The sequence below is a fragment of the Actinoplanes xinjiangensis genome (genome assembly GCF_003148685.1).
Classification (GTDB): Bacteria; Actinomycetota; Actinomycetes; order Mycobacteriales; family Micromonosporaceae; genus Actinoplanes; species Actinoplanes xinjiangensis.
Map to the genome: position 1 here is coordinate 177203 of NZ_QGGR01000013.1, position 25569 is coordinate 202771.

The following is a 25569-nucleotide window of genomic DNA, read 5'->3' on the forward strand; positions in this document are numbered from 1 at the left end:
TTCCTAGGCTTTGAGGGCGCCGGTGAGTACGCCCTTGACGAAGTAGCGCTGCACGAACGGGTAGACGCAGACGATGGGGACGGTCGCCAGGACGACGACGGCCATCTGAACGGACTGGGGGGAGGCGCCGGCGACCTCGCCGCTGTTCTCGGCGATCGCGGCGCCACCGGTGACGTACTGGCGCAGGACGGTGCCGATCGGCCACTTCGTCTGGTCGTTGAAGTAGATGATCGCCTCGAAGAACCGGTTCCAGTAGCCGACCGCGTAGAACAGGCCGATGACGGCGATGACCGCCTTCGACAGCGGCAGCACGATGCGGCGCAGGATGGCGAACTCGCCGGCCCCGTCGATGCGGGCCGCGTCGAGCAGCTCACCGGGGATCGACTGGAAGAACCCGCGCATGACGACCAGATTGAAGACGTTGACCAGGAACGGCAGGATCAGCGCCGCGTACTGGTCGAACAGGCCGGTGCCGCGGACCACCAGGAACAGCGGGACCATGCCGGGCGGGAACAGGAAGGTGAACAGCACCAGCAGCAGCATCGGCCGGCCGCCGTACACCCGGGGGCGGCTGAGCGTGTAGGCCAGGCCGATCGTGCTGGCCAGGCTCAGGGCGGTGCCGGCGATGGTGACACCGGCGCTGACCAGCAGGGCGCGGGAGATGATGCCCCCACTGAGGACGGCCGTGTAGGCCTCGGTGGACCAGGTGCGGGGCCAGATCACCCAGCCGCCGTTGGCGATGACGTCCTGCGGGTCGGCGAGGCTGGTGGCCAGCACGGTCCACATCGGGAACAGCACCAGCAGCACGATGACGGCGAGCGCGGCGCCCTTGAGGACACGGACTGCCGCGGTGGGGCGGCCCTGCCAGGCCGGATAGGTGCTCATCGCCGGTACACCCCCTGCTCGCCGAGCCGGTGCGCGATCTTGTTGGCGGCGTAGATGAGGGCCACACCGACGACGCCCTTGAACAGCCCCACGGCGGCGGCGTAGCCGAAGTCGCCGTCGGCGAAGCCGGTGAAGTAGACGAAGGTGTCGAGCACCTCGCCGGCCTCCGGGCCGACGGCCTGCCGTTGCAGGAAGAACTGCTCGAAGCCGATCGAGAGGAACTCGCCGAGGCGCAGCACCAGCAGCAGCACGATGACCGCGCGGATGGACGGCAGCGTCACGTGCCACAGCCGCCGTCCCCAGCCGGCGCCGTCGAGTGCCGAGGCCTCGTAGAGCTGCTGGTCGACCTGGGTCAGCGCGGCCAGGAAGATGATGGTGGCCCAGCCGCACTCCTTCCAGATGAGCTGGACGACCACGAGCGGCCGGTACAGGTCGGGATTGCCGATGATCGAGATGCCGCCGATGCCGAGGTCGGAGAACCAGCCGTTGAGCACACCGGCGCCACCGAGCATGTGCTGGAACAGGGCGATGACGATCACCCAGGACAGGAAGTGCGGCAGGTAGACGACGCTCTGCACGAAGCGGCGCAGCACGTCGCCGACGATGCTGTGCAGCAGCAGCGCCAGGGCGAGCGGCGCCGGGAAGAAGAAGACCAGCTGGAGTACGGCGATGAGCAGCGTGTTGCCGACGGCGCTCCAGAAGCCCGGGTCGTCGACCATCCGCTGGAAGTTGGCCAGGCCGACCCATTCGCTGTCGCGCAGTCCCAGGAACGGCACGTACTCCTGGAACGCCAGCGCGTTGCCGAACAGTGAGCCGTAGTGGAACACCAGGAAGTAGAGCAGGGCGGGCGCGGCCAGAAGCAGCAGCACACGGTCGGCGCGCGCCCGGCTCCGGCGCGGCCGTGGCGGCGGTGTCTCCACGCCGGGCGGCGCGACATCGACAGTGATCTGTGTCGTCACGGTGCCAAACTAAAACGGTTACAGAATCGAGTCAAGAGATTCACAAGCGTGTACGTTCTCGGTACCGTAAACAAGGGTGGAAACGTTTACACGACCGACCGCCGTTTTCGCCATGGCCTCGTGGGCCCGCGACGGCGCCTTCCCGCCCGACGTCATGGACCGGCTCTGCCGGCTCGTCGATCTCGATCCGGCACTCACGCTGACCACCTTCGACGCCCCGGCCGCGACCACGGCCCTGCGTCACGCCGACATCCTGATCACCGGCTGGGGCTGTCCCCGGGTCGGCGGCGCGGTCCTGCGTGCCGCGCCACGGCTGCGTGCCTGCGTGCACGCCGCCGGCTCGGTGAAGAGACTGCTCGACCCGGTCGTCTTCCAGCGCGGCCTGACCGTCTCGTCGGCCGCCGACGCCAACGCGGTCCCGGTCGCGGAGTACACGATCGCCATGCTGGTGCTCGCCGCGAAGCAGGCGCTCACCCTCTCCCGGCAGTACGGCTCCACCGGCCGCATGCCGGGCGTGCCACCGGCCGGCGGGCTGCTCGGCGCCACCGTCGGCGTGGTGGGCGCCTCGCGCATCGGCCGCATGGTGCTCGCCCGCCTGACCGACTTCGGCGTCACCCGGCTGCTGCACGATCCGACGATCCCGCCCGAGCAGGCCGCCCGCCTCGGCGCCGAACCGGTCGACCTCGACGAACTGTGCCGCCGCAGCGACCTGCTGACCGTGCACGCCCCCGCCCTGCCGCAGACCCGGCACCTGCTCGACGACCGGCGCCTCGCCCTGATGCCGGACGGCGCCGTCCTGATCAACACGGCACGCGGCTCCCTGGTGGACACCGCGGCGCTCCTGCGGCACTGCGCCGGCGGCCGCATCTCCGCCGTCCTCGACGTCACCGATCCCGAACCGCTGCCCCCGGGACACCCCCTGCTCAGCCTGCCGAACGTCCACATCACCCCGCACCTCGCCGGCGCACAGGGGCGGGAGATGCGGCGGCTCGGCGAGTTCGCCACCGCCGAGATCGACCGGCTGCTGAACGGCCGGCCGCTGCTCGGCGCGGTCAGCGCCGGCGACCTGGCCCTGAGCGCATGACCGGCGCGACGCGAGCGCACTGGGAGGCGGCGGCCGACCGGCTGCTCGACGCCGTGACGCCCTACGCGACCGACGGTTTTGCCCAATACCGGCTGCCGGGACGGCCCGGTATCGCCGGACCCGGGAGCGACGGGTTGGAGGGGTACGCCCGGACGTTCCTGCTGGCGGCGTTCCGGATCGCCGGCGCCCGTGGCGACGTACCGCCCGCCCTCCTCGAACGCTACGCGGCCGGCCTCGTCGCCGGCACCGACCCCGCACACCCCTACGCCTGGCCGCCGCTGACCGACATGAGCCAGCCCCTGGTCGAAGCCGCGAGCATCGCCCTGGCACTGCACGAGACCCGCCCCTGGCTCTACGACCGGCTCACCGGCGCCCAGCAGGAACGGGTCGTGCACTGGCTGTCCGGCATGATCGGCGCCCGGACGCCCCCGAACAACTGGATCCTGTTCCAGGCCGTCGTCGAGCAGTTCCTCGCCGACGCCGGCGGGCCGCACGAGCCGGGTGAGATCACCGGTGCCCTGGACCGCATCGAGGACTGGTACCACGGCGACGGCTGGTACAGCGACGGCGCCGGCCAGTGCTTCGACTACTACTCCGGCTGGGCCATGCACCTCTATCCGGTGCTGTGGGCACGGATGAGCGGCGACACCGACCGCGCACGCCGGTACGCCGGCCGCCTGCACACCTTCCTCGACCAGTACCAGCACCTGTTCGCCGACAACGGGGCGCCGGTGCATCAGGGCCGCTCGCTGACCTACCGGTTCGCCACGGTCGCGCCGCTGTGGCTCGGCGCCCTGGTCGGCGCCACCCCCCTGTCGCCGGGCACCACGAGCCGGATCACCGGTGCGGCGCTGCGGTACTTCGCCGACCGCGGGGCGCCGGACGAGAGGGGTCTGCTGCCGCTCGGCTGGCACGGTGCGTTCGCGCCGGTGGTGCAGCCGTACTCCGGCCCCGCGTCGCCGTACTGGGCGTCGAAGGCCTTCCTCGGGCTGCTGCTACCCGCCGGCCATCCGGTGTGGACCGCACCCGGGCAGCCCCCGGCCGGCGACGTGGTGCAGGCGATGCCCGCACCCGGATGGCTCGTGCAGTCCACCCGGTCCGACGGCGTGGTGCGGCTGATCAACCACGGCAGCGACCGCGCGCGCAAGGCCCGGCCCGGGGTCCCGCCGGACCCGCTGTACCTGCGGCTGGCGTACAGCAGCCACACCGGTCCGCAGATGGACGAGGCGTCGCACACCGATCCGGTCGACAACCACGTGGCCGTCCTCGCTCCGGACGGCACCGTCGCCCTGCGGCGCCGCATCTCCCGGGTGATGATCGCCGACGGGTGCGCCGCCTCCTCCTACGAGGACGTGCTGCCCACCGGAGCGGTACGCGTCGTGGTCGCCTCGGTGGTACACGGGCCCCTCGAGGCGCGGATCGTGCAGGTCACCGCTCCACCCGGGCACCGGGTACGCGCCGGCGGGTACGCGCTCGCCGGCTCCCGGCCGCCGGCCGTCGAGGCCGAGGGCGCCGCAGTGGTGGTGTCCCGCCCGGACGGACTGCGCAGTGCGGTACACGGGCTGCACGGGTTCAGCGGTGCGGCGGCCCGCGAGGCGGTGGGCGCCGACGCGTTCGGTGAGCACTCCGCGACGCCGTACCTGATCGGTGAGCATCCCGGCGGCACCCGCTGGTACGTCCTGCTGGTCGCGCTGACCTCCGGCCCGGTCCGGTCGTGCTCGGCCCAGGTCGGCACGGGTGTGACCCTGCGCTGGCACGACGGTGAACAGGCCACGGTGACGCTGGACCCGGCCCCGTCCTTCCAGCGGCGGCCGGCAGCACCCACAGCAGAAAGGTAAACCGGTTACACTGCGTTTCACATCCATGCCGTCGAAGCCGGAGGGCCCATGCCACGCCGCGCCGCACCGCCGGAGCAGCCCGGCCGGCGCCCGACGATCCGCGACGTCGCCGCGGCGGCCGGCGTCTCGATCGCCACCGTCTCGCGCATCCTCGGCGGCACCTACTCCAGCGCTCCCACCACCCGCAAACGGGTGATGCGCGCGGTCCGCGAGCTGGACTACGTCGCCAACGCCCACGCCCGCGCCCTCTCCGGCGGAGCGACCAAGACGATCGCCATCATCGTCAACTCGGTCATCTCGCCGTACTACGCGAACGTGGCCCAGGGCGCCCAGAGCCAGGCCGCCCAGGACGACCGGCTCTGCCTGATCGGTACGACCGGCGGTGACCCGGCCCGCGAGCTCGCCACCATGCGCCTGATGCGCGAGGCCCACGCCGACGCGGTGATCGTGGTCGGCAACGTCGTCGACGACGAGGACTACCGGGAACGGATGCGCGACTACGCGCACGCCCTCACGGCGGCCGGCTCGCAGCTCGTGCTCTGCGGCCGCCCGCCGCTCGGCCCCGACCTGCCGACCGTGGTGGTGGAGTTCGACAACACCGGCGGCGCCCGCGCGGCCACCAGCCACCTGCTGTCGGCCGGGCACCGCCGTATCCTCTACCTGGGCCACCGGCCCGGCTACACCACCTCGGAGGGCCGCATCGCCGGTTACCGCGGGGCGCTCGCCGCATTCCGCCTCGACAACGACCCGGCCCTGGAGGTCGAGGGCACCCTGGAACGCTCCGAGGGCTACCGGATGATGCGCCGGCGCCTCGACGCGGGACCGCCCGACTTCACCGCGGTGCTCGCCGCCAACGACCTGGTCGCCGCCGGCGCCCGCCAGGCCCTGCTCGAGCGCGGCCTGCGCATCCCCGACGACATCTCCATGATCGGGTATGACGATCTGCCGCCCTCCGCGGACATCGGCCTGACCACGGTCCACGTGCCGCACGAGGAACTCGGTCGTACCGCGGTGCGCCTGGCGCTGGAGCGGGAGGAGAACAGCACCGCCCCGCCCCAGCACGTCGTCCTCGGCACCCACATCGTCGTCCGCGACTCGGTCCGCCCGATCCCGCCGTCATGACCTCGCGCATCCCGGTGCGCGGACCCTCCGGGCCGCGCCGGTAGGCCGTCCCGGAGCTCCCGGCCGCGACCGTACGCCCACCGGTGGTAAACGCTTGCGCGCCATTGACATCCGTCTGTGCGCCGTGTTCCGATCCCAGAGGTAAAACGGTTTCACGCACCGTTGCCCTCCGGATCGCGGGGGCGGCCGACATCCCCCTCGACGGTCGGCGCCCACCTGATCCGGATCATCCCCCTGCTCCCGGTGGCGGCCGGGCGCCGAGTCCGTGTGAAAGAGGTTCGTCATGTCTGCCGCACATCCCCCTCGCCGGTTACGGATCCGGCTGCTGGCCGGAGCCCTCGGCCTGCTGATCCCCACGGCGGCCATCGTGATCGCCACCCTGCCGTCCGCCGCGTCCACCGTCGGCCCGGCCGTCGCCGCCGCGGCCCCGGCACCCCTCGCCGCCGCCCGCACCATGGAGAGCCTCGGCCGTGGCGTCGTCGCGGTGCGCTCAAGCACCACCGGCGTGCTGGTCAGCTGGCGCCTGCTCGGCCTGGACCCGGCCGGTGTCGGCTTCAACGTCTACCGGTCGACCGGCGGTGCCGCCGAGGTCAGACTCAACGCGGCGGTGCTGACCGGCGGCACGAACTTCACCGACACCACCGCCAACCTCACCCAGACCAACACCTATCGGGTACGCCCGGTGCTCAACGGTGCGGAGCAGGCCCCGAGCGGCGCCTTCACCCTGAAGGCCAACAACGCGGTCGAGCCCGTGGTGCGGGTGCCGCTGCGCGCCGGTGGGGCGGTCAAGTTCGTCTGGACCGGTGACCTCGACGGCGACGGCGAGTACGACTACGTGCTCGACCGCCAGACCTCACCGCAGAGCATCGAGGCCTATCGCAGCAACGGGCAGTTCCTGTGGTCGGTCGACATGGGCCCGAACAGCATCGACCAGGACAACATCGAGGGCGGCTCGGCGACCATCGACGTCGGCCACAACGACGGCGTGACCGTCTACGACCTCGACAGCGACGGCCGCGCCGAGGTCGCGCTGCGCATCGCCGACGGGGTCCGGTTCGGCAACGGCACCACGTTCGGCAACGCCGATGACAACCGGCAGTTCATCGCGATCCTCGACGGTCTGACCGGGGCACCCCGGGCGACCGCCGCCGTACCGGCCGACTACCTGGCCGACGGGCCGATGATGGCCCGGCTCGGGGTCGGGCACCTCGACGGCGTCAACCCGAGCCTGGTCGCGTACATGAAGAACCGGGTCGGCAACGGCGGTTTCAACCTGATGTTCACCGCCTGGCGCTTCACCGGCTCCGCGGTGACCATGCAGTGGAAGTTCCTGCGCGGCAACCAGGACCTGCCGGACGGGCACAACACCCGCATCATCGACGTCGACGGCGACGGCAGGGACGAGATCGCCGAGATCGGCTTCGTCCTCAACGGCGACGGCAGACTGCGCTACTCCCTCGGCCCGCAGGGCGTCGTGCACGGCGACCGCTTCCACATCGCCAAGATCGACCCCAACCGGGCCGGCCTCCAGGGGTACGGCGTGCAACAGGACAACCCCAGCGGCCTACGGGAGTACTACTACGACGCCGGCACCGGCCAGATCATCTGGAAGCACATCGAGTCCGGGGTCGGTGACGTCGGCCGCGGCATGGCCGGTGACATCGATCCCCGCACCCCCGGTTACGAGGTGTGGTCGTTCTCCGGCCTCTACCACGCCGCCACCAACCGGCTCGCCGAACCGAACCGGACGCTCGCCCCCTGGCCGCAACTCGGCCTGTGGTGGGACGGCGACACGATGATGGAACTCCTCAACGCCGGCAAGATCGAGAAGTGGAACCCGGCCGCCCCGACCACCAGCGGCAGCGTGCCCCGGCTGGTCAGCACCTGGAACTTCGGCGCGGTCACCGCGGCACAGAGCGGGCCCACCTTCTCCGGCGACATCCTCGGCGACTGGCGTGAAGAGGTCGTCTACACCAACGCGGCCTTCAACGAACTGATCATCTTCACCACGAACGTGCCGAGCGGCACCCGGCTCTACACGCTCGCCCACAACCCCGCGTACCGCAACGCCATGACCCTCAAGGGCTACATGCAGTCCCATCACGTCGACTACTTCCTCGGCGCGAACATGACCGCCCCGCCCCGGCCGAACATCAGCTACACCCCCCGCTGACAGCGCAGACCCCGCGGCCGGGCACCCGGCCGCGGGTCACCGGGGCGCCTGATCCGGCTCCGATGATCGGCGGGACACGACCTGCCCGATGCCGTCCGCCGCGTCTCTGAGCCGCTGCGCATGCCCGTCCCAGTCCGGGCCGAAGGAGTACAGGTCCGCGGCTGCTTCCCGCAGCAGTTCACGATCACCCGGCTGCTGCAGGCACGCCAGACGGTAGGAGAGATTCCGGGCCCATGGCGGCAGGGCCATCCAGTCGTCAGCGAGAACGTCGTCCAGCATGCCTCTGATGTCGCCGGCCGTCGCGAAGGTGACCCGCTCCACGAAGTCACGCATCACTTCGTCCCTGACCCTGGGATTGTCAGCTCCGCCGGCCTCGATCAGAGCCCTGGCCGCCGTGATGAGCCGCGTCACCGGTCGCCGGGCTGCCGGCCTGGGCGCCGTCCATGATCAGCGGCAACAGCGACCCGGCGATCGGCTGGCTCGGTCGCCGGAGGGCCGGTCGGGTCAGGCATGGGGGAGTCCGAGTTCACGGATCAGGAGGGACAGGGCCGCGGGGTCGGCGAAGATGAACCCGAGCTGATCGTCGGTGTCCTGGACATCGACGAAGACCCGTGGGTCGGTGCCGTCGCGCGGCGTCAGACGGCCGGCGATCTCGGCGACCATCAGCGTATCGATGTACCGGTCGGAGTAATGCTCCAGGTGCCAGACGAGTTCGTCGCCGTTGACGGACATCCGGATACGCTCACCGTCGCTTTCCTCGACGAGTTCGACGTCGGTGATGGTCACCGTGCCGCCGCTGATGGCGGTGAAACGGTCGAACAGGTCTTGATAGCCGGCCAGGTGGCTGTCCACCTTCGGGTGCACCCGCACGCCGGCGCCCCATTCCTCCATCATGTCGATGAGCGCACCGGCAGGGTCGTCGCCGTAGTACGACAACGGCTGATCGCGCACGTCGTCCCCGTCCGGCCCGGCCACTACGGCGATGCCGAGTTCCCTCGCCCGGTCCGCCACCTGTCCCACGGTCGTCAGCACCGCAACACCATCCTCCGGTCCGCGTCGGTCCGGAGGATGGTAGCGGGGCGGCCGCGGCCGAGGTCGTCGTGCCGGGGCGGTTCGAGGGCCGGTGTCAGGCCGGGACGCGGGCGGTGTTCACGCACTCGGCGACGTCCAGGACCAGCAGCAACCGGCCTTCGGTCTTGTACGCGCCGGTGACCAGTGCCCGCGACGGGCCGGTCAGTGTCGCCGGCGGCTCCTCGAACGAGTCGGCGTCCAGGTAGGCGACCTGCCCGATACGGTCCACCAGCAGGCTCACCGGCTCACCGGCGTACCGCACGATCACGTTCATGACCAGGCCGGACATGTCACGGCGTGGTAGCCCGAACTGCACACGCAGGTCCACGGCGGCGATCACCTGCCCGCGCAGGTTGAACAGCCCGCCGACCGCGTTCGGTGCCATCGGTACGGGCGTGTACTCGCTGTACGACAGCACCTCCTGCACCGCGTCCACGTCCACGCCGAAGAACTGGCCGGCGACCTCGAAAGTGACGAACTGGCGACTGGACATGTGTGGCTCCCCGGAGTGACGGCCGCCGGGGACATATTCCGACGGATCACCAGGACTATCGGAAGAATCGGGCCCGAGCGAAGGACTTAGGCGTGATCTCCGCCGTCCGGCGCACCACGGGCGGCCGCCGCGGACCGGATCCGCCGTACGCCGGTCTCGCCGTCGCCCCCGGCCGAAGGACGCGGGCCGGCCCTTGCTACGACCGGCGCCACACGCAGTGGGACAGCGAGGCCCACACCGAATCCTCCGGCCCGCACCGGCACACCACGGGAGGAACCATGACGAAAGCGCGACGTCGCGTCGTGCGCACAGGCCGCCCGGAAACCGGCGGGCCCTGCCTGGACGGCTGGAGGTCAGGGCCGTCCCGGCGACCCGGTGCCGGTCCGGCGGCTCTCGAAGGCTTCGGCGAGGATCAGATAACTGCTGGCGGTCCAGGTGTACGCGCGGTCGCGTAGTCCCGCGCCCGTCTCGGCGTCGAAGTTCTCGGCGAAGCCCGACTTCTCGCACAGGGCCCGGAAACGGCTGCTGACCTCGTCGGCGAGGGCGGTGTGGCCGGCCCGGCGCAGGCCGTCTTCGATGAGTACGGTCGACGGCGCCCAGATGGGACCCCGCCAGTAGCCGTCGGCGGCGTAGTGCGGGGAGTCGACGGGCTCGGTGGCCAGACCGTTGGCGGTCAGATGCGCGCGGAGGCCGGTGACCAGCCGGTCCCGGACGTCGTCGGGCAGCTCCGCGCCGAGCGCGATGGGCATCAGGGCCAGCAGACTGGTGCTGGAACTGGTGGTCGCGTCGTCGGGGCGCCGGGCGACGAATCCGGTGCCGTCCCAGAGCTCCTCGAACAGGGCTGTCCTGATGCCGTGACCGGTGTCGTCCCACTCGGCGGCCACGACGGGATCGCCGAGTTCGGTGGCGAGGCTCGACAGTTGTGCGAGCTGGAGCAGCAGGAAGGCGGCCAGGTCGGCGGTCTCCAGCAGCCGCCCGCTGTCGAACGTGGTGGCGTTGTCCCAGCCGCTGTCGTTGCCGTGCTGGTAGTACGGCAGCTGCCGGCCCGGGACCCGACGCCGGTCCAGCCAGAAGCGGGTCCAGGCGCTCATCCGCTCGTACGCCGCATGCAGTCGGTCGTCGGTCAGCGGCTGTGGCGAAAGCCGCCGCAGATGCCCGAACGCCCAGCCGTGGATCGGTGGTTTGACGAAGTTGTGGAGGACCTCGGAGTGGGTCACCGAATCGGGCAGCGCGCCGGCCGGGTCCTGGTGGTCGAAGGGCAGCATGAACTGGTGCCAGGCCAGTTCGGGGTCGCCGGCGGCGAGGGCGATCGCGTTGAAGCAGTGATCCCAGCTCCAGACCTTGTCCATCCAGTGTTTGGACATCAGCACGGCGGGCCGGGCCAGGAAGCCGCCGGGCGCCACCGTGGCCGACCACATGACGTAGGCGGCCAGTTCGGCCGCGGGAGTGTCGGGAGTACGCCAGGGTGCGACGGCGTCGGCGAACCCGTCGAACGTCGCCTGCGCGGCCGCGGCCACCTCGTCGAACGGGCGATCGGCGCGGTACGGGGGGCGGGCCGTCCGGTACTCCTCGACGGCGATCTCCCACGGCGTCTCCTGCGGCAGCTCCAGATGGCGGTCGCCGCCGCCGAGCAGCTCCCGGCCCTCCGCGGTGAGGGAGGTGGAGCCGGTCAGGACGGTGACGCGGTAGCGGCGCCCCGTCTCGTAGGAGGTGAAAACGTGGGCGCCGTCGGCCGGGTCACGGTAGAGGTAGGTGCCGCCGAACGGGGTCAGGGCGGTGTGCGCGGCGGCGATGCGCAGGCCGAGGCCGGTGCCCCGCAGGCGGATCGTGTCGGCGTCCTGGTAGACCAGATCGATCGTGCCGTGCGGGTGCCGCCACGACAGCCGGGCCGGTGTCGCGATGATCGCCGGTTCCGTGCGGGCACCGCCGTCGCGGGCTTCGAAGCGCAGGACCGGATGCATACCGGTCTGGTGGGACACCAGGTGCAGATCCTCCGCGCAGACCTTCTCGGCGATCACCGGGGAGATGTCGAACCAGGAGCCGCGGTAGCTGAACGGGATCTCCTGAATCGCGAACGGGGCGATGGTCATCAGTGGTGGGCCTGCTTTCTGCACGGGTGCTTCGATCGCCGGAGGCCACCCCGGCGAATTATAGGAGTCGTCCGGGACCTGGTCAGCGTCCGGGCGAGCACCGTAGAGGTAGTGCAGGCCCTACCGGTGCGGTACCGGTGACTGCACGCCGGATCGGGTAGCAGGCGTCAATGATCTTGGCGACGATTCTCGCCAGGATCGATGCATGACGATCCGAACCGATACCCCCGCGACATCGTCTCACCCCCTCCGCAGGACGTTGCTGGTACTGGCGACGGCGGCGGCACTGACCGGAACCGGAGTGGCCGCCGCCGCCGATCAGCCGAGGCCGGTAGACGCGACGGCCACTCCCGTCGACGACGCTCTCCAGCGCGAGGTCGCCCGGCACGTCCTCGCGGTCGGACCGCCCGGATACCTGGCCCGCATCGACAACGGGCGCCGGGTGTACACCCTGGCCCGAGGCGTCGCCGACCGCAGGACCGGCCGCCCGATCACCACCCGGGACCAGTTCGAGGCCGGCAGCAACACCAAGACCTTCACGGCCGTGCTGATCCTGCAACAGGTCGACCGCGGCAGGATCAGGCTGGACGCACCGGTCGAGACCTACCTGCCGGGCGTCGTCCCCAACGGCGCCAACATCACCGTCCGGATGCTGCTCAACCACTCCAGCGGCCTGTTCAGCTACACCGGTGACCCGGAGTTCTTCGTCGACATGCAGAGGGATCCCCAGCACGTCCACACCGATGCGGAACTACTCGCCGTCGCCTTCGCGCACGAGCCCTACTTCGAGCCCGGCCAGGGCTGGCAGTACTCGAACACCAACTACACGCTGCTCGGGATGATTCTGCAGAAGCAGACCGGCAAGAGCCTGCCCGACCTGGTGGAACAGCGCATCGCCGACCCGCTCGGGCTGAAACACACCTACTTCGCCGATCCCCGCGCGACCCACACCGGCCGCGGCTACGCCCACGGGTACGCGATCAGCTACGCCGGGGGAACCCCGCGGTACACCGACGTCTCCGGCTGGCCGCTCGGTGGCTGGGCCGGTGCCGCCGGCGCGATGATCAGCACCGCGGGTGACCTGTCCCGGTTCTTCTCCGCGGTGCTCCAGGGCGAGCTGTTCTCCCAGGAGCAGTTGCGGCAGATGAAGACCACCGTGGCACTGCCCGGGAGTTTCCCCATCAAGGGTGGCTACGGCCTGGGCCTGCTGCGGACCGACTCGCCGTGCGGCACGGTGTGGGGCCACGGCGGTGACACGATGGGCCATCACAGCACGGCCGTCGCGACCGAGGACGGCCGGCGTACGGCGATCACCGATACCACCGGGGAACCCGACGACCTGGCCCAGAACCCCGCCACCGAGCGCTTCCAGCGAACCGTCCTCTTCGGTGCGGACATCGTGAACATCTGTCAGATGCTGGGTAAGCCGGTGCCTTCCGACGTCCTCGGCAACCTCCGCGGCACCGGGCAGCCGTCCGGACGTTGATCGGCCACGGCGTGTTCGCCGTCGCGATCGGGGGAGAGCATCCGACGACATTGACTCGCATCGATTGTGAGCCTTAACATAAGACGTCACATGTTAATCGGGTCGTATCGCGAGCGTAACCCGATGAAGATCCGCATGGTGTGAGGGCTCACCACGGACCGCGCGGAATGCAGCCGGGGCGGCGGGGACCGCCCCGGCTGCGAGCGCCGCCGGGCCCAGCGATCGCCGAGTTCCCACATCTCGAGGTTCCACGTCCGCATTCGAACCCGACGAAGGTGTGTCCATCGCATGAGACCACGCGTGATGGCGGCGGCAGCGACCGTCGTTCTTACCGCCGCCGGCATGGTGGCGACCGTCCTCGGCCCCGGGACCCCGGCCGCCGCCCATCCGGTCAACGCGGCCGACTTCCAGCAGGTCGAACTCGCCCGAGGCGTGTCGGAGCTCGGTGAGCCGATGTCGATGGCGGTGCTGCCGGACCGCTCGGTGCTGCACACCGCCCGCAACGGAGTCCTGCGCCGGACCACCGCCGCCGGAGCCACCAGCGTGATCGGCACCCTCCCGGTGTACACCCACGACGAGGAGGGGCTGCAGGGCGTCGGGGTGGACCCCGGATTCGCCGGCAACCGGCACATCTACCTCTTCTACGCGCCGCCGTTGTCCACTCCCGGCGGTGACGCGCCGGCGACGGGCACCGACTTCTCCGCCTGGAACGGGGTCAACCGGCTGGCCCGGTTCACGCTCAACGCCGACTACACCCTCAACACGGGCAGCCAGGTGACCGTGCTGGAGGTTCCGACGAACCGGGGCATGTGCTGCCACGTCGGCGGGGACATCGACTTCGACGCGGCCGGCAACCTGTACCTGTCGACCGGCGACGACTCGAACCCGTTCGACTCCGGCGGCTACACACCCATCGACGAGCGCACCAACCGCAATCCCGTCTACGACGCGCAGCGCAGCGCCGGCAACACCAACGACCTGCGCGGCAAGGTTCTGCGGATCAAGGTGAACGCGGACGGGACGTACTCGATCCCGGCGGGCAACCTGTTCGCGCAGGGCACCGCCCGGACCCGGCCGGAGATCTACGCGATGGGCCTGCGCAACCCGTTCCGGCTCAGCGTCGACAAGGCGAACGGTGCGCTGTACGTCGCCGACTACGGACCCGACGCCGGCACGACCAGCACCACCCGGGGACCGGCGGGCCAGGTCGAGTTCAACCGGATCACCTCCGCCGGCAACCTGGGCTGGCCCTACTGCACCGGCGCGAACACGACGTCCGAGACCTATGTCGACTACGTGTTCCCGTCCGGACCGTCGGGAAGCCGGTTCAACTGCGCCGCACCGGTCAACAACTCCCCCCGTAACACGGGCCTGACCACCCTGCCGGCCGCGCGCCCGGCGTGGATCAAGTACGACAACTGCTCGCTGGCCGCGTTCGGCTGCGGCTCCGAGTCGCCGATGGGCGGGGCGGTCTACCGCTACGACGCCGCCAACCCGTCCACGGTCAAGTTCCCGGCCGCCCTCGACGGGCACTACTTCGCGATGGAGTTCGGCCGGCGCTGGATCAAGACCATCGACGTCAACACCGACGGGTCGGCCGGACAGATCAGCGACTTCCCGTGGCGCGGCACCCAGATCATGGACAGTGCCTTCGGCCCCGACGGAGCCCTCTACGTCCTGGACTACGGCACCGGCTGGGGCAGCGGCGACGCGAGTTCCGCGCTGTACCGCATCGAGTACAACCAGGCCGGCAACAACCAGGCACCGACGGTACGCGCCGCGGCCAACCGCACGTCCGGCACCGCGCCACTGACCGTCGACTTCTCCTCGAGCGGTTCGTCGGACCCCGAGGGCGGCGCGCTGACCTACGCGTGGAACTTCGGTGACGGGGGCACCTCCACGGCGGCCAACCCCAGCCACACCTTCACCGGCAACGGCCAGCGCACGGTGACGCTCACCGTGACCGATCCCGCCGGTCTCACCGCCACCACCTCACTGGTGATCACGGTCGGCAACACCGCACCCACGGTCGTACTGAACGCGCCCGCCGACGGGGCCCTGTTCAGCTTCGGTGACACCGTGCCGTACACGATCACGGTGTCGGATCCCGAGGACGGCACCGTCGACTGCGCCCGGGTGAAGCTGAGCTACTACCTCGGCCACGACGACCACGCGCATCCGATCACCTCGAGCACCGGATGCACGGGCACCCTGCAGATCCCGGCGGACGGCGAGCACGACACGGCCGCCAACCTGTACGCGGTCTTCGACGCGGAGTACACCGACCGGGGCGCCAACGGCCAGCCGGCGCTGACCACACACACGCAGCAGATCCTCCAGCCGCGCCACCGGCAGGCCGAACACCGCAACACCCAGTCGGGCACCACCCTCTACAGCAAGGCCAGCGCCGAGGGCGGGCAGACCGTCGGTGACATCAGCAACGGCGACTGGATCGCGTTCCAGCGTTACGCCCTCGGCGGGGAGAACCGGTTCACCGCCCGGGTCTCGTCGGCCGGCGCCGGCGGCACCCTCTCGGTGCGCACCGGATCTCCCACCGGCACGGTGCTCGGGTCCGTCACGGTACCGGTCACCGGCGGCTGGGACACCTTCACCGACGTGTCGGCGACACTGTCCGGCGTCCCGGCCGGCACCACCACCCTGTATCTGACCTTCCAGGGCGGTACCGGCAACCTGTTCGACCTGGACGCGTTCACCTTCGGCGCGGCCACCGGTGGGACGACGGGCCGGATCGTCGGCGCGGGCGGTGCGTGCGTCGACGTCAACGGGGGCAGCTCCGCCGACGGCACCAAGATCCAACTGTGGACCTGCAACACCGGCACCAACCAGCAGTGGACCCGCACCGGCACCACCTGGCGGGCCCTGGGCAAGTGCATGGGCGTGGCCGGCGGCGCGACCGCCGACGGCAGCCTGGTGCAGCTGTCGGCCTGCACCGGTGCCGCCGCGCAGAACTGGACGGCGGCAACGAACGGATCCCTGGTCAACGCCGCGTCCGGCAAGTGTCTCGACGCCAACGGCGCCAGCTCCGCCAACGGCACCCAGCTGATCGTCTGGACCTGCCACGGCGGCACCAACCAACGCTGGACCCTGCCATGAGAGGAACCCCGACAGTGCGACACCTGATGCGCAGAGTCCTCGGCGTCACGGCGGCGGTGCTCCTGGCCGTCGCGGGCACCGGCGGCACCCCGGCGAACGCCGCCGACACACCGTACGACGTGCTGGTGTTCTCCAAGACCGCCGGCTTCCGGCACGACGCGATCCCGGCCGGCATCCAACTGATCCGTGACCTCGGTGCGGCCAACAGCTTCACGGTGACCGCGACCGAGGACGCCACCCAGTTCACCGCCGCCAACCTGGCCCGGTTCGAGGCCGTCGTCTTCCTCAACACCACCGGCGACGTACTCAACGCCACCCAGCAGACCGCCTTCGAGAACTACATCCGCGCCGGCGGCGGGTACGTCGGGGTGCACGCGGCCTCGGACACCGAATACGACTGGCCGTTCTACGGCGAGCTGGTCGGCGCCTACTTCGCCTCCCACCCGGCGATCCAGCAGGCGACCGTACGGGTGGAGAACCGGGCGCACGCGGCCACCGCCGGCCAGGGCCCGACAGCCGTGCGTACCGACGAGTGGTACAACTTCCGGACCAACCCCCGCTCGTCGGCCCGGGTGCTGTCCGCACTGGACGAGTCGACCTACTCCGGCGGCACGATGGGCGGCGACCACCCGCACACCTGGTGCAAGCCCTACCAGGGCGGGCGCTCGTTCTACACCGGCAGCGGCCACACCCAGAGCAGCTACACCGAGGCGGGATTCCGGGCGCTGATCCTCGGCGGCATCAGGTACGCGGCCAACCGCACCAAGGCCGACTGCCGGCCGGAGACCGGCTACACCGCCCTCTACAACGGGTCCACCAGCGGCTGGTCGCAGGCGGGGCCGGGCGGCTTCGGCAACAGCGACGCGACCCTGACGTCGTCCGGTGGGCTGGGCATGCTGTGGTACAGCACCCGGGAGTTCCGCTCCTACTCGCTGAAACTCGACTGGATGATGCCGGGCGACGACAACTCCGGCGTACTGATCGGGTTCCCGGCGGGCAGCGATCCGAACGCGGCCATGGCCAACGGGTACGAGGTCCAGATCGACGCCACCGACACGCCGGACCGGACCACCGGCGCGGTGTACGGGTTCAAGTCCGCCGACGTCACCGCCCGCGACGCGGCGCTGAACCCACCCGGTGAGTGGAACACCTTCGAACTGCTGGTCGAGGGCGAGCGGCTGCAGGTCTTCCTCAACGGCGTCAAGGTCAACGACTTCACCAACACCGATCCGGTACGGTCGTTGGCCTCCGGTCACATCGGCATCCAGAACCACGGCACCGGTGACGATGTGTCGTTCCGCAACATCCGGATCAAGGAGTCGGGTGGCACGGTGCCCCGGACCGGCCCGATCACCGGCGCCGGTGGCAAGTGCGCCGACGTCAGCGGCGCCAGTTCCACCGACGGCACGAAGATCCAGCTGTGGCGCTGCACCGGCAGCACCAACCAGCGGTGGACGGTCGAGGGGAACACCCTGCGCGCACTCGGCAAGTGCATGGGCGTCGCCGGCGGTGCCACCGCGAACGGCGCCCTGATCCAACTGTCGACCTGCACCGGGTCCGGCGGCCAGACCTGGACCCCGGCCGCCAACGGCTCCCTGGTGAACCCGCAGTCGGGCAAGTGCCTGGACGCCAACGGCGCGAGCTCCGCCGACGGGACCCAGCTGATCATCTGGACCTGCCACGGCGGCACCAACCAACGCTGGACCCTTCCGTGATCGCACCGCCGGAGGACGGCGCCTGACCGGAAGCTCCGCACCGCCGGGATGCCCGGGCCGGATGCCGCACCGTCGCCCCACCGGGTGATCGCGGCAGCCCGGTCCGGGCATCCGGCGGTGGGGTGGCCGGCGTCCGGCGGTGGGGTGGCCGGCGTCCGGCGGTGCCGGTCAGGTCCGTGGGGCGTACATGATGACGGCGACGCCGGCCAGGCAGATCGCGGCGCCGATGACGTCGTAGCGGTCCGGCCGGAACCTGTCGACGACCATCGCCCAGCCCAGCGACCCGGCGACGAAGATCCCGCCGTACGCGGCGAGGACGCGGCCGAAGTTCGCATCGGCCTGGAGGGTCGCGACGAAGCCGTAGGCGCCCAGCGCGGCGACGCCGGCACCGATCCACCAGATGCCTCGGTGTTCACGTACGCCCTGCCACACGAGCCAGGCGCCGCCGATCTCAGCGAGTGCGGCGAGGGCGAACAACAGGAGAGAACGGATGATCGTCACCGGCGTATGTCAGCACACCGGCCGGCGCCGGAACCGGCCGGGTGCCGTACGCCGGTCCTGGTCAGCACCCACAACCGGGGCTGCCGCAGCGCTGGGATGGCGGCGCCGGCCGGCGTCGAGCAGGTCGGCGACCTCACCCGTGCGGAGCGCGTCCATCAGGGCACCCGCGTCATCGAGCGGGCGCCGTGTCGGCGGCGCTGGGCGAGCGAGGCCAGAACGTCGGCGTGTGCGGCCGGGACCTCGATGTCGAGCAGGACGGCCTCGCCGTCCGTTCGACGGTAGGCCCGTACCCGGGTACCGGATGCAACCCGCGGGCGAGTGGATTCAGCCGGCCTGCCGGGGTGCCGCCTCGCCGGCGGCGGCCGGGTCCGTCCGTGTCCGGAAGCCCGGGCCCGGAACGGCTTCGACGGCGGCGGCCCGCACGTGGTGGTCGTGTTCGCAGCGGACCTGCACGGACAGCGTGCCGCCGCAGCCGTGGTGGCGGGTGATGACGGCCGGGCCCGCCGGGTCGGCGCGGTAGCGGTCGCCCCACTGCAACAGGCCCAGCACGGCCGGCACCAGGTCGTTGCCCTTGGCGGTGATCGTGTACCGCGAGCGGCTGCGGGCGCCCTCCTCCTGGTAGGTCTCGGTGGCCAGGATGCCGTGCTCGACGAGTGTGCGGAGCCGGTCCGCGAGCAGGTTGCGGGGGCAGCCGAGCATGCGGTGCAGGTCGCTGAAGCGGGATGAGCCGTACCAGATCTCGCGCAGGATCAGCAGGGTCCACTTCTCGCCCACCACCTCCAGGGTGCGGGCGATCGAGCAGTTCGCGGTGTCCCGGTCGGCGAAGAGGTCGGCGGTCGTGTCCATGCCCTCAGTCTACCTGCTAGGTTTACTTTTTGTACTCAGGTGGTGGCCGCCGCGACCGATGCACAGGGCCGACGCCGGGACGACACGGACCGCGGCGCCACCGGGAGAGGGAGAGATCGATGAGGGCATTCGTGGTCGACCGCTACGGCGACGCCGACACCGTGCAGGGCCGCGACGTACCCGACCCGCGGGTGGGCGCCGACGACGTACTCGTCCGTATCCACGCGGCGAGCATCAACCCACTCGATCTCAAGATCCGCGCCGGCGACCTCAAGGTGATCCTGCCGTACCGGGCGCCGTTCGTCCTCGGCAACGACCTGGCCGGCACGATCACCGCCGTCGGCTCCCGGGTCACCCGCTTCACCGTCGGCGACGAGGTCTACGCCCGTCCGGACCAGAACCGGATCGGCGCCTTCGCGGAACTCATCGCCATGAACCAGGACGACGTGGCCGCCCGGCCCGCCGCGCTCACCGCCGAGGAGGCCGCCTCCCTGCCCCTGGTCGCCCTCACCGCCTGGCAGGCTCTGGTCGAACGGGCGAACCTGCGGCCCGGCCAGAAGGTGCTCGTCCACGCCGGCGCGGGTGGCGTCGGCACCATCGCCATCCAGCTGGCCAGACATCTCGGCGCCCATGTCGCCACGACCGTGAGCGACTCCAAGGCCGACCTGGTGAAGAGCCTCGGCGCCGACGTCGTCATCGACTACCGGAACCAGGCGTTCGAAACGCTCCTGCACGACTACGACGTCGTCCTCGACACCGTCGGCGGCGAGACGCTCGAGAAATCCCTGAAGGTCCTCAAGCCGGGCGGGATCGTCGTCAGCGTCGCCGGGCCGCCCGACCCCACCTTCGCCCGGGAACTCGGGGCCGGCCCGGTCGTCCGGCTCGCCATGGCCGCGTTGAGTCTGCGGATCCGGCGACGCGCCCGGCACCACCGGGTCCGGTACTCGTTCCTGTTCATGAGGGCCAGCGGTGACCAGCTGCGGGAGATCACCACCCTCGTCGACGCCGGAACGATCCGCCCCGTCGTGGACCGGGTCTTCGACTTCGCGTCGACCCGCGAGGCCCTCGCCTACGTCGAGGAGGGGCGCGCCAGGGCGGGCAAGGTCGTGGTCCGGATGACGCCCTGACACCGGCCGCGGCCTGGAACGTGCGGAAGCCGTCCGAAGGAACTTTCTCTGGACGGCTTCCGCACGCATTGTTGTCACGAAACGATGCAGTTCCTGCCGTTCGCTCCGGTGCCGGTCTTGGTGGGCTCGGCACCCGTGTTGTTTCCGGTGTAGAGCCAGCAGGTCGGGATGCTGCCGATACTGTTGCCCTTCAGCGTCGCCACGTCGCCGTAGTTGGTGTTGACGCCGGCGATGACCTTGCCGCTGGTGGCGGTGACGTTCTGGATGGTCACCTTGCGGGCGGCCTGGGTGGAGCAGTTGCCGCAGGAGCGGTAGAGCTTGCCGAAGTTGGAGACCTTGAAGTTCTTGATGGTCACCGATCCGCCGGAGCCGCGGTTGTCCTGGAACACCTTGTCCGACGCGCTGGCCGCGCTGCCGCCGTCGATCACGACGGTGGCGTTGGTGCCGCGGAAGGTGGCGGCGTCCTCGCCGACGTCCTGCCAGACGACGTTCGTCAGGTTGCAGCTGCCGGCGCAGTGGACGCCGTCGGCGGACGGAGCACCCAGGATGACGTTCTTCAGGGTGGCGCCGGCTGCCAGGGCGAAGATCGGGTCCTGGCCCTCGTTCTGGCCACCGCTGCCGAGGGCGCCGGAGCCGATGTAGCGTTTCCCGCCGCCGTCGAAGGTGCCGGTCACCTTGATCGATGCGGTGACCGACACGTCCGTTGCGGCCGATGCCACGTTCACCATCGCGACGGAACCGGCCATGGCGGTGGCCAGAACCGCGGCACCGATGAGCAAGCGCGGTCGTTTCATGTGGGACCTTCCTTGGGGGAGGCCCACCTTTCCAGCAAGGTGGGCGGAACCGGCTGGAGCCACAACAGCGTGCGACTCCGTGGGGATGCGGCCGGTGTCTCGGAGGGGGACATCTCCAACATGACGTTTCTTATCGACCTAAGTCAATGAATATCGTTTGCAGCTTTGTTGCAGGATTGTGGTCATTAGGCCCATGTCAGAAATGGAACGGTGGAGACGGTCTGTCCGCACCCGGGCCTGTTCGCCGAGCGGCCGGCCCCGTGCGGTTCACGTGATGGTGACGGTGGTGGTGTGCCAGCCGGTGGCGCCGTCGGGGAAGGGTGTGGCGCGTTCTTCGGTCTGCGGGCTGCCGGTGCCGTCGGTGGCGCGTACGGCGATGGAGTGCGGTCCCGGTGTGGCGTTCCAGGCGTGGCGCCACTGGACCCACGTGTCGGTGGACGGCACCGGCAGGAGTTCGGCCGGGTTCCAGGCACCGCCGTCGATGCTGATCTCGACGGTCCTGATGCCGCGGCCCTGCGCCCAGGCGACGCCCGCGATGATCTGGGTGCCGGCGGTGAGCCGGGCGAACGGTTTCGGCCTGTCGATGCGTGAGGCCGTCTTGACGGGCCCGCGGGCGGCCCAGCCGCGTTCCACCCAGTAGGCGTCGAAGTCGGCAATGGTGGTGACCTGCAGTTCGGTGAGCCATTTGCAGGCACCGGCGTAGCCGTACAGCCCGGGGGTGAGCATCCGTACCGGGAAGCCGTTGGCCGGCGGCAGGGGTTCGCCGTTCATGCCGACGACCAGCATCGCGTCGCGTCCGTCGAGCAGCACGTCGAGGGGCGTGCCGATGGTCATGCCCTCCGCCGAGCGGGCGATCAGCTGGTCGGCGCCGGCCCGCAGCCCGGCTTCGCGCAGCAGAGGTCCCAGGGGTACGCCGAGCCAGCGCGCGGTGCCGATGTAGGGCCCGCCGACCTCGTTGGACACGCAGTTGAGGGTGATGTCGCGTTCCATCAGCGGCCGGCCGAGCAGATCGTCGAAGGACAGTTCGATCTCGGTGTCGACCATGCCGTGCAGGCGCAACCGCCAGGTGTCCAGGTCGATGCGGGGGAGGGTGAGGGCGGTGTCGACCCGGTAGAAGTCCCTGGTGGCGGTGACGAAACCGGGTCCGGTACCAGGGGGCACGGGCCGGGCCGGGCTGGCCGGTGCGGGCAGACGTAGCGCCTCCCGGGTCTTGGCGGCCGCGCCGGCCCGGGCTCGCCTCAGCCATTGCGCACTCCCTCCCGCCATCGCGGTGCCACCGGCGACCAAGGCCGCCGCGCGAAGGAAGGCACGACGGTCGACATCGCGCCCGGATACGCCGGGAGCCGGCGGTGCTTGCGCTCCTTCGGCCGAGGGCTCGCCGGTGCGGGTACCGAGGTCGGCCGGCCCGGGTGCGGCCCGGGGCAGCAGCCACCACAGGACGGCGCCGGCGGTGACGGCGCCGAACAGCGACGGCACCGCGTCGACCATGCCGGCGGCGGGCCGGGACAGGGCTGCGGCGGCGCCGGCCGCGCCGAAGAGGACGGCGCCGGCCGCGACGGCGATCCGGCGGCGCAGTCCCAGGACACCGGTGAGGGCGGTGAACAGCAGCAGCACCACGATGATCCCGGCGAGCAGGGCGGGTTTGTCGTACGTGCCGAGCTCGCGTACCGCGAATTCCTTGACCGCGGTGGGGGTGGCGTCGATGAGCGCGCCACCGACGGCGACCAGCGGTCCGGCTTGCGGGCGGGTCGCGGCCGCGAGGAGTTCCGCGGCCGCGACGCCGAAGCCTGCGGCGAGGATCCCGGAGGCCGCGCCCACCATGATGCGTTGCATCGACGTCCTCCAGGAGAGGGGACCGGCTCACCACGAGCCGGATCGTTCGGACCGGATCCGGGCGGGTCAGCTCTGGGGCATCAGCACGGTGTCGATGATGTAGACGTTGGCGTTGGCGGTCTGCACGTTGCCGCAGATCACCGAGGCGCTGTCGGCGACCTTGAACTGCTGGCCGCTGCCGCTGACGGTGACCTCGCCGCCCTGCAGGGTCTTGTGGGTGCCGGCCAGGTCGGCCGGCGTCAGCTTGCCGGGCACCACGTGGAAGGTCAGGATGCTGGACAGCGTCTTCTTGTCGGCCAGGACCTTCTTCAGGTCGGCCTCGGGAATCCTGCCGAAGGCGTCGTTGGTCGGCGCGAACACGGTGATGCCGTCAGCGGTGTTCAGCGAGTCGACGAGGCCGGCCTGCTTGACCGCCGACACCAGGGTCGACAGCAGCGGGTTGCCGGAGGCGGCGGTGGCGACCGGCACCTGGGCCATCGACTCGAAACTGCCCTTGTTCGCCGGGTCGGTCGGCACCGCGGCGCAGCCCGGACCGAAGTTGACCATGTTCATCATGGGCGACGGGCTTGCCGCCGCGGTCGTCATGGTCGGCGCGGCCGGGGCGGCGGTGCTGTCGTCGGCGTCGCCGCCGCACGCGGCCAGCGAGATCGAGAACAGGGCGGTGGCGGTGACGGCGGTGAACTTGATAACGCGCATTTGGTTTTTTCCTCCATCATCGGGGCTTACACCAACGATTCGGAACAGCTCCGACAGCGGATGGGTCCGATCCAGGATTTCTTTTCGCCGGATCGCCATGGCCCGGCCGGCGGCGGACATCGGAAGCGGGCCCGGCGATGATCCGGGCCGGGTGATTCAGGCGGGGTGGGCCATGCTGAGGGTGGCGTAGACGACGATGTTGTCCTCGTAGTGCCCGGCGGCGGGGTCGAAGTCGCCGCCGCACGTGATCAGGCGAAGACCGGCGTGGTCGATGGCGCCGTAGACCGCCGCGGTGGGGAACCGGTTCTTCGGGTGCCGTTCGACCTTCGTGACGGCGAACATGGCCATGCTGCCGTCGGCGCGGCCGACGTTCACGGTGTCGCCGGGTTTCAGGTCGGCGAGGCGCGCGAAGGTGCCGGGCTGGTCCTGGTAGTCGACGTGACCGGCGAGGATCGCCGGACCGAGCGCGCCGGGGGCCGGAGCCCTGGTGTACCAGCCGACGGATCGCGCGTCCCCGGGCACCTGCATGGTGCCGTCCGCGCGCTGGCCCAGCCCGATCACCGCTGCGGTGACCCGCAGAGCGGGGATGGAGATCCGGGTCGGTGACGACGTGCTCATCAGCGGACCCGTGGTGAGTCCGGTGCCGGACGCCCCCGGCGCGGACGGTGCGGACCCGGAGCCCGCCGGCGAGGTGGCGGCTACGGCTGTGGCCACCGGCGGCGGGGCCGTGCGGCTCGTCGCGCCGCGGGCGATGGCGGCCACGCCGACGGTGGTGAGCACGAGGATCACCGCCGGGAGCAGGTAGCGCCCCCGGCGGCTCCCGGCCGACGTGGTGGTGCCGGCGTCGCTCATCGCCGGCTCAGTTCTCGCCGCGCAGCCGGCGGCGGGCGACGAGGAGGCCCGCGGCGGCGAGCAGGGTGATGCCGCCGATGGCGTACATGCGGCCGGAGTCGGCGAGACTGCTTCCGTCGCCGGTGTCGACGCCGCCGACCGGCACCGAGCCGGCCGCGGCGCCGGTGACCATGCCGCAGGTCGCCGGGTCGGTGGCCTCCTGCGGGATGCCGGTCAGGCCGGCCGACGTGGCCAGCGTCGACTCGCCGAGACCTTCCAGGTCGTATTTTCCGTTGTTGTTGGCGTCCACACCGTGCTGTACGACGTGCAGGTCCTTGAGGTGTCGCAGGGTGCCTTCCGGCAGGTCGGCACCGGCGATGGTGCGGTCGTACGACAGGTCGCCCCGTGCGTCGGCGGTGGGCATCCGGTCGACGGCCAGGCCGCTGGCCTTGGTGGTGTCGCCCTTGCTGGTCAGCGAGATGAAGATGTCGCCGTAGGACGGCAGACCCTCCTCGGTGCTGACGAACCCGTTGCCGTCCTTGTCGGCGGACATCGGCGGGCAGTGGAAGTCCATGCCGTCGACCGAGCCGTGCAGGTGCTGTGCGTGCGGGGAGTTCGGGACCAGCCCTGTCGACCGGATACTGATCGTGAGGTCGCCGTTGCCGGTCGCGGTCAGTGTCGCCGTCCCCGAGGCGCCGGAGTTGTTCAGCGGGTCGAGTTTCACCTGCACGCTCTCATCGGCGAACGCGGCGGTCGGTACGGCGAACAGGAGGGCGGCGGCAGCGGGCAGGACCAACAGGCTTCGGCGAAGTCTCATCGAGGTGCTCCTTGTCGAGGGATGTCGACAGGGATTCGATGCCGGGGGCCATACGGCTTGGTCAGCGATCGATATTGTTTCGCGTGCTGGGCGC

At 70.7% G+C, this 25569-nt stretch carries 22 protein-coding genes; 8 read left to right on the forward strand and 14 right to left on the reverse strand.

Features of this window, described 5'->3' with window-relative positions:
* Positions 1 to 3 precede the first annotated feature (3 nt).
* Positions 4 to 885 (reverse strand): carbohydrate ABC transporter permease, encoded by an 882-nt coding sequence (locus BC793_RS27625; RefSeq protein ID WP_109597239.1) that lies wholly within the window; start codon positions 883 to 885, stop codon positions 4 to 6.
* Positions 882 to 1844, reverse strand: a complete 963-nt coding sequence (locus BC793_RS27630) for an ABC transporter permease (RefSeq protein ID WP_239170366.1) — start codon at positions 1842 to 1844, stop codon at positions 882 to 884. The genes BC793_RS27625 and BC793_RS27630 overlap by 4 nt, the downstream gene beginning before the upstream one ends.
* Positions 1845 to 1956: 112 nt before the next feature.
* On the opposite strand from BC793_RS27630, the gene BC793_RS27635 reads away from it, so the two are divergent.
* From BC793_RS27635 to BC793_RS27650, 4 genes are all read left to right on the forward strand, one after another.
* The gene (locus tag BC793_RS27635; RefSeq protein WP_109597240.1) at positions 1957 to 2928 is read left to right on the forward strand and encodes a hydroxyacid dehydrogenase; all 972 of its coding nucleotides are present in this window, start codon (positions 1957 to 1959) and stop codon (positions 2926 to 2928) included.
* On the forward strand, positions 2925 to 4766 hold the full coding sequence (locus BC793_RS27640) for a DUF2264 domain-containing protein (protein WP_109597241.1): 1842 nt from the start codon (positions 2925 to 2927) through the stop codon (positions 4764 to 4766). The genes BC793_RS27635 and BC793_RS27640 overlap by 4 nt, the downstream gene beginning before the upstream one ends.
* A 48-nt stretch (positions 4767 to 4814) precedes the next feature.
* The gene (locus tag BC793_RS27645) at positions 4815 to 5888 is read left to right on the forward strand and encodes a LacI family DNA-binding transcriptional regulator (RefSeq protein ID WP_109597242.1); all 1074 of its coding nucleotides are present in this window, start codon (positions 4815 to 4817) and stop codon (positions 5886 to 5888) included.
* 283 nt (positions 5889 to 6171) lie between these two features.
* On the forward strand, positions 6172 to 8061 hold the full coding sequence (locus BC793_RS27650; RefSeq protein ID WP_170167277.1) for a rhamnogalacturonan lyase family protein: 1890 nt from the start codon (positions 6172 to 6174) through the stop codon (positions 8059 to 8061).
* Positions 8062 to 8097: 36 nt separating this feature from the next.
* On the opposite strand, the gene BC793_RS27655 is transcribed toward BC793_RS27650, so the two are convergent.
* The 4 genes from BC793_RS27655 to BC793_RS27670 all read right to left on the reverse strand — a co-directional run bounded on the left by BC793_RS27655 (position 8098) and on the right by BC793_RS27670 (position 11715).
* A complete protein-coding gene (locus BC793_RS27655) occupies positions 8098 to 8394 on the reverse strand; it encodes a hypothetical protein (protein WP_239170367.1) in 297 nt (98 codons plus the stop codon).
* A gap of 171 nt (positions 8395 to 8565) precedes the next feature.
* Complete coding sequence (locus BC793_RS27660; protein WP_109597244.1) at positions 8566 to 9093, reverse strand: hypothetical protein; 528 nt, start codon at positions 9091 to 9093, stop codon at positions 8566 to 8568.
* 94 nt (positions 9094 to 9187) lie between these two features.
* Complete coding sequence (locus BC793_RS27665) at positions 9188 to 9625, reverse strand: chemotaxis protein CheW (protein ID WP_109597247.1); 438 nt, start codon at positions 9623 to 9625, stop codon at positions 9188 to 9190.
* Positions 9626 to 9978: 353 nt separating this feature from the next.
* On the reverse strand, positions 9979 to 11715 hold the full coding sequence (locus tag BC793_RS27670) for an amylo-alpha-1,6-glucosidase (RefSeq protein ID WP_109597250.1): 1737 nt from the start codon (positions 11713 to 11715) through the stop codon (positions 9979 to 9981).
* 205 nt (positions 11716 to 11920) lie between these two features.
* On the opposite strand from BC793_RS27670, the gene BC793_RS27675 reads away from it, so the two are divergent.
* The 3 genes from BC793_RS27675 (at position 11921) to BC793_RS27685 (ending at position 18030) form a co-directional block, all read left to right on the forward strand.
* Positions 11921 to 13201 (forward strand): serine hydrolase domain-containing protein, encoded by a 1281-nt coding sequence (locus BC793_RS27675; RefSeq protein WP_109597252.1) that lies wholly within the window; start codon positions 11921 to 11923, stop codon positions 13199 to 13201.
* A 288-nt stretch (positions 13202 to 13489) separates the two neighbouring features.
* Entirely contained in the window at positions 13490 to 16315 is a 2826-nt protein-coding gene (locus BC793_RS27680; protein WP_109597255.1) for a carbohydrate-binding protein, read from the forward strand.
* Positions 16316 to 16341: 26 nt separating this feature from the next.
* Positions 16342 to 18030, forward strand: coding sequence for a ThuA domain-containing protein (locus tag BC793_RS27685; RefSeq protein ID WP_203896395.1), 1689 nt, complete (start codon positions 16342 to 16344; stop codon positions 18028 to 18030).
* 168 nt (positions 18031 to 18198) lie between these two features.
* Here BC793_RS27685 and BC793_RS27690 read toward each other — a convergent pair whose 3' ends face one another.
* From BC793_RS27690 to BC793_RS27695, 3 genes are all read right to left on the reverse strand, one after another.
* Positions 18199 to 18531 (reverse strand): YnfA family protein, encoded by a 333-nt coding sequence (locus tag BC793_RS27690; protein WP_109597260.1) that lies wholly within the window; start codon positions 18529 to 18531, stop codon positions 18199 to 18201.
* Positions 18532 to 18540: 9 nt separating this feature from the next.
* On the reverse strand, positions 18541 to 18687 hold the full coding sequence (locus tag BC793_RS49775; RefSeq protein ID WP_158319390.1) for a hypothetical protein: 147 nt from the start codon (positions 18685 to 18687) through the stop codon (positions 18541 to 18543).
* 168 nt (positions 18688 to 18855) lie between these two features.
* Positions 18856 to 19377: a winged helix-turn-helix transcriptional regulator gene (locus tag BC793_RS27695; protein WP_109597264.1), complete on the reverse strand. Its 522-nt coding sequence runs from the start codon at positions 19375 to 19377 to the stop codon at positions 18856 to 18858.
* Between the two features lie 119 nt (positions 19378 to 19496).
* Between BC793_RS27695 and BC793_RS27700 the strand changes: the two genes are divergently transcribed.
* Complete coding sequence (locus BC793_RS27700; protein ID WP_109597267.1) at positions 19497 to 20504, forward strand: NADP-dependent oxidoreductase; 1008 nt, start codon at positions 19497 to 19499, stop codon at positions 20502 to 20504.
* 74 nt (positions 20505 to 20578) lie between these two features.
* Here BC793_RS27700 and BC793_RS27705 read toward each other — a convergent pair whose 3' ends face one another.
* The 5 genes from BC793_RS27705 to BC793_RS27725 form a co-directional block, all read right to left on the reverse strand.
* Complete coding sequence (locus tag BC793_RS27705; RefSeq protein ID WP_109597270.1) at positions 20579 to 21298, reverse strand: pectate lyase; 720 nt, start codon at positions 21296 to 21298, stop codon at positions 20579 to 20581.
* A gap of 267 nt (positions 21299 to 21565) precedes the next feature.
* Positions 21566 to 23131 carry a molybdopterin-dependent oxidoreductase gene (locus BC793_RS27710; protein WP_109597272.1) on the reverse strand — a complete coding sequence of 522 codons (1566 nt, stop codon included), beginning with the start codon at positions 23129 to 23131 and terminating at the stop codon, positions 21566 to 21568.
* Positions 23132 to 23197: 66 nt separating this feature from the next.
* Positions 23198 to 23947 carry a fasciclin domain-containing protein gene (locus tag BC793_RS27715; RefSeq protein WP_307784587.1) on the reverse strand — a complete coding sequence of 250 codons (750 nt, stop codon included), beginning with the start codon at positions 23945 to 23947 and terminating at the stop codon, positions 23198 to 23200.
* Between the two features lie 36 nt (positions 23948 to 23983).
* Entirely contained in the window at positions 23984 to 24679 is a 696-nt protein-coding gene (locus BC793_RS27720) for a class F sortase (protein WP_109597276.1), read from the reverse strand.
* Between the two features lie 7 nt (positions 24680 to 24686).
* Positions 24687 to 25475 carry a hypothetical protein gene (locus tag BC793_RS27725; protein WP_109597278.1) on the reverse strand — a complete coding sequence of 263 codons (789 nt, stop codon included), beginning with the start codon at positions 25473 to 25475 and terminating at the stop codon, positions 24687 to 24689.
* Positions 25476 to 25569 lie beyond the last annotated feature (94 nt).

Coding starts and splice junctions, on each gene's coding strand:
- BC793_RS27625 (WP_109597239.1), bottom strand. CDS start 885: ATGAGCACCTATCCGGCCTGGCAGGGCCGCCCCACCGCGGCAGTCCGT.
- BC793_RS27635 (WP_109597240.1), top strand. CDS start 1,957: ATGGCCTCGTGGGCCCGCGACGGCGCCTTCCCGCCCGACGTCATGGAC.
- BC793_RS27640 (WP_109597241.1), top strand. CDS start 2,925: ATGACCGGCGCGACGCGAGCGCACTGGGAGGCGGCGGCCGACCGGCTG.
- BC793_RS27645 (WP_109597242.1), top strand. CDS start 4,815: ATGCCACGCCGCGCCGCACCGCCGGAGCAGCCCGGCCGGCGCCCGACG.
- BC793_RS27650 (WP_170167277.1), top strand. CDS start 6,172: ATGTCTGCCGCACATCCCCCTCGCCGGTTACGGATCCGGCTGCTGGCC.
- BC793_RS27655 (WP_239170367.1), bottom strand. CDS start 8,394: ATGCGTGACTTCGTGGAGCGGGTCACCTTCGCGACGGCCGGCGACATC.
- BC793_RS27665 (WP_109597247.1), bottom strand. CDS start 9,625: ATGTCCAGTCGCCAGTTCGTCACTTTCGAGGTCGCCGGCCAGTTCTTC.
- BC793_RS27670 (WP_109597250.1), bottom strand. CDS start 11,715: ATGACCATCGCCCCGTTCGCGATTCAGGAGATCCCGTTCAGCTACCGC.
- BC793_RS27675 (WP_109597252.1), top strand. CDS start 11,921: ATGACGATCCGAACCGATACCCCCGCGACATCGTCTCACCCCCTCCGC.
- BC793_RS27680 (WP_109597255.1), top strand. CDS start 13,490: ATGAGACCACGCGTGATGGCGGCGGCAGCGACCGTCGTTCTTACCGCC.
- BC793_RS27685 (WP_203896395.1), top strand. CDS start 16,342: ATGCGCAGAGTCCTCGGCGTCACGGCGGCGGTGCTCCTGGCCGTCGCG.
- BC793_RS49775 (WP_158319390.1), bottom strand. CDS start 18,687: ATGGACGCGCTCCGCACGGGTGAGGTCGCCGACCTGCTCGACGCCGGC.
- BC793_RS27695 (WP_109597264.1), bottom strand. CDS start 19,377: ATGGACACGACCGCCGACCTCTTCGCCGACCGGGACACCGCGAACTGC.
- BC793_RS27700 (WP_109597267.1), top strand. CDS start 19,497: ATGAGGGCATTCGTGGTCGACCGCTACGGCGACGCCGACACCGTGCAG.
- BC793_RS27705 (WP_109597270.1), bottom strand. CDS start 21,298: ATGAAACGACCGCGCTTGCTCATCGGTGCCGCGGTTCTGGCCACCGCC.
- BC793_RS27710 (WP_109597272.1), bottom strand. CDS start 23,131: ATGCAACGCATCATGGTGGGCGCGGCCTCCGGGATCCTCGCCGCAGGC.
- BC793_RS27715 (WP_307784587.1), bottom strand. CDS start 23,947: ATGTCCGCCGCCGGCCGGGCCATGGCGATCCGGCGAAAAGAAATCCTG.
- BC793_RS27720 (WP_109597276.1), bottom strand. CDS start 24,679: ATGAGCGACGCCGGCACCACCACGTCGGCCGGGAGCCGCCGGGGGCGC.
- BC793_RS27725 (WP_109597278.1), bottom strand. CDS start 25,475: ATGAGACTTCGCCGAAGCCTGTTGGTCCTGCCCGCTGCCGCCGCCCTC.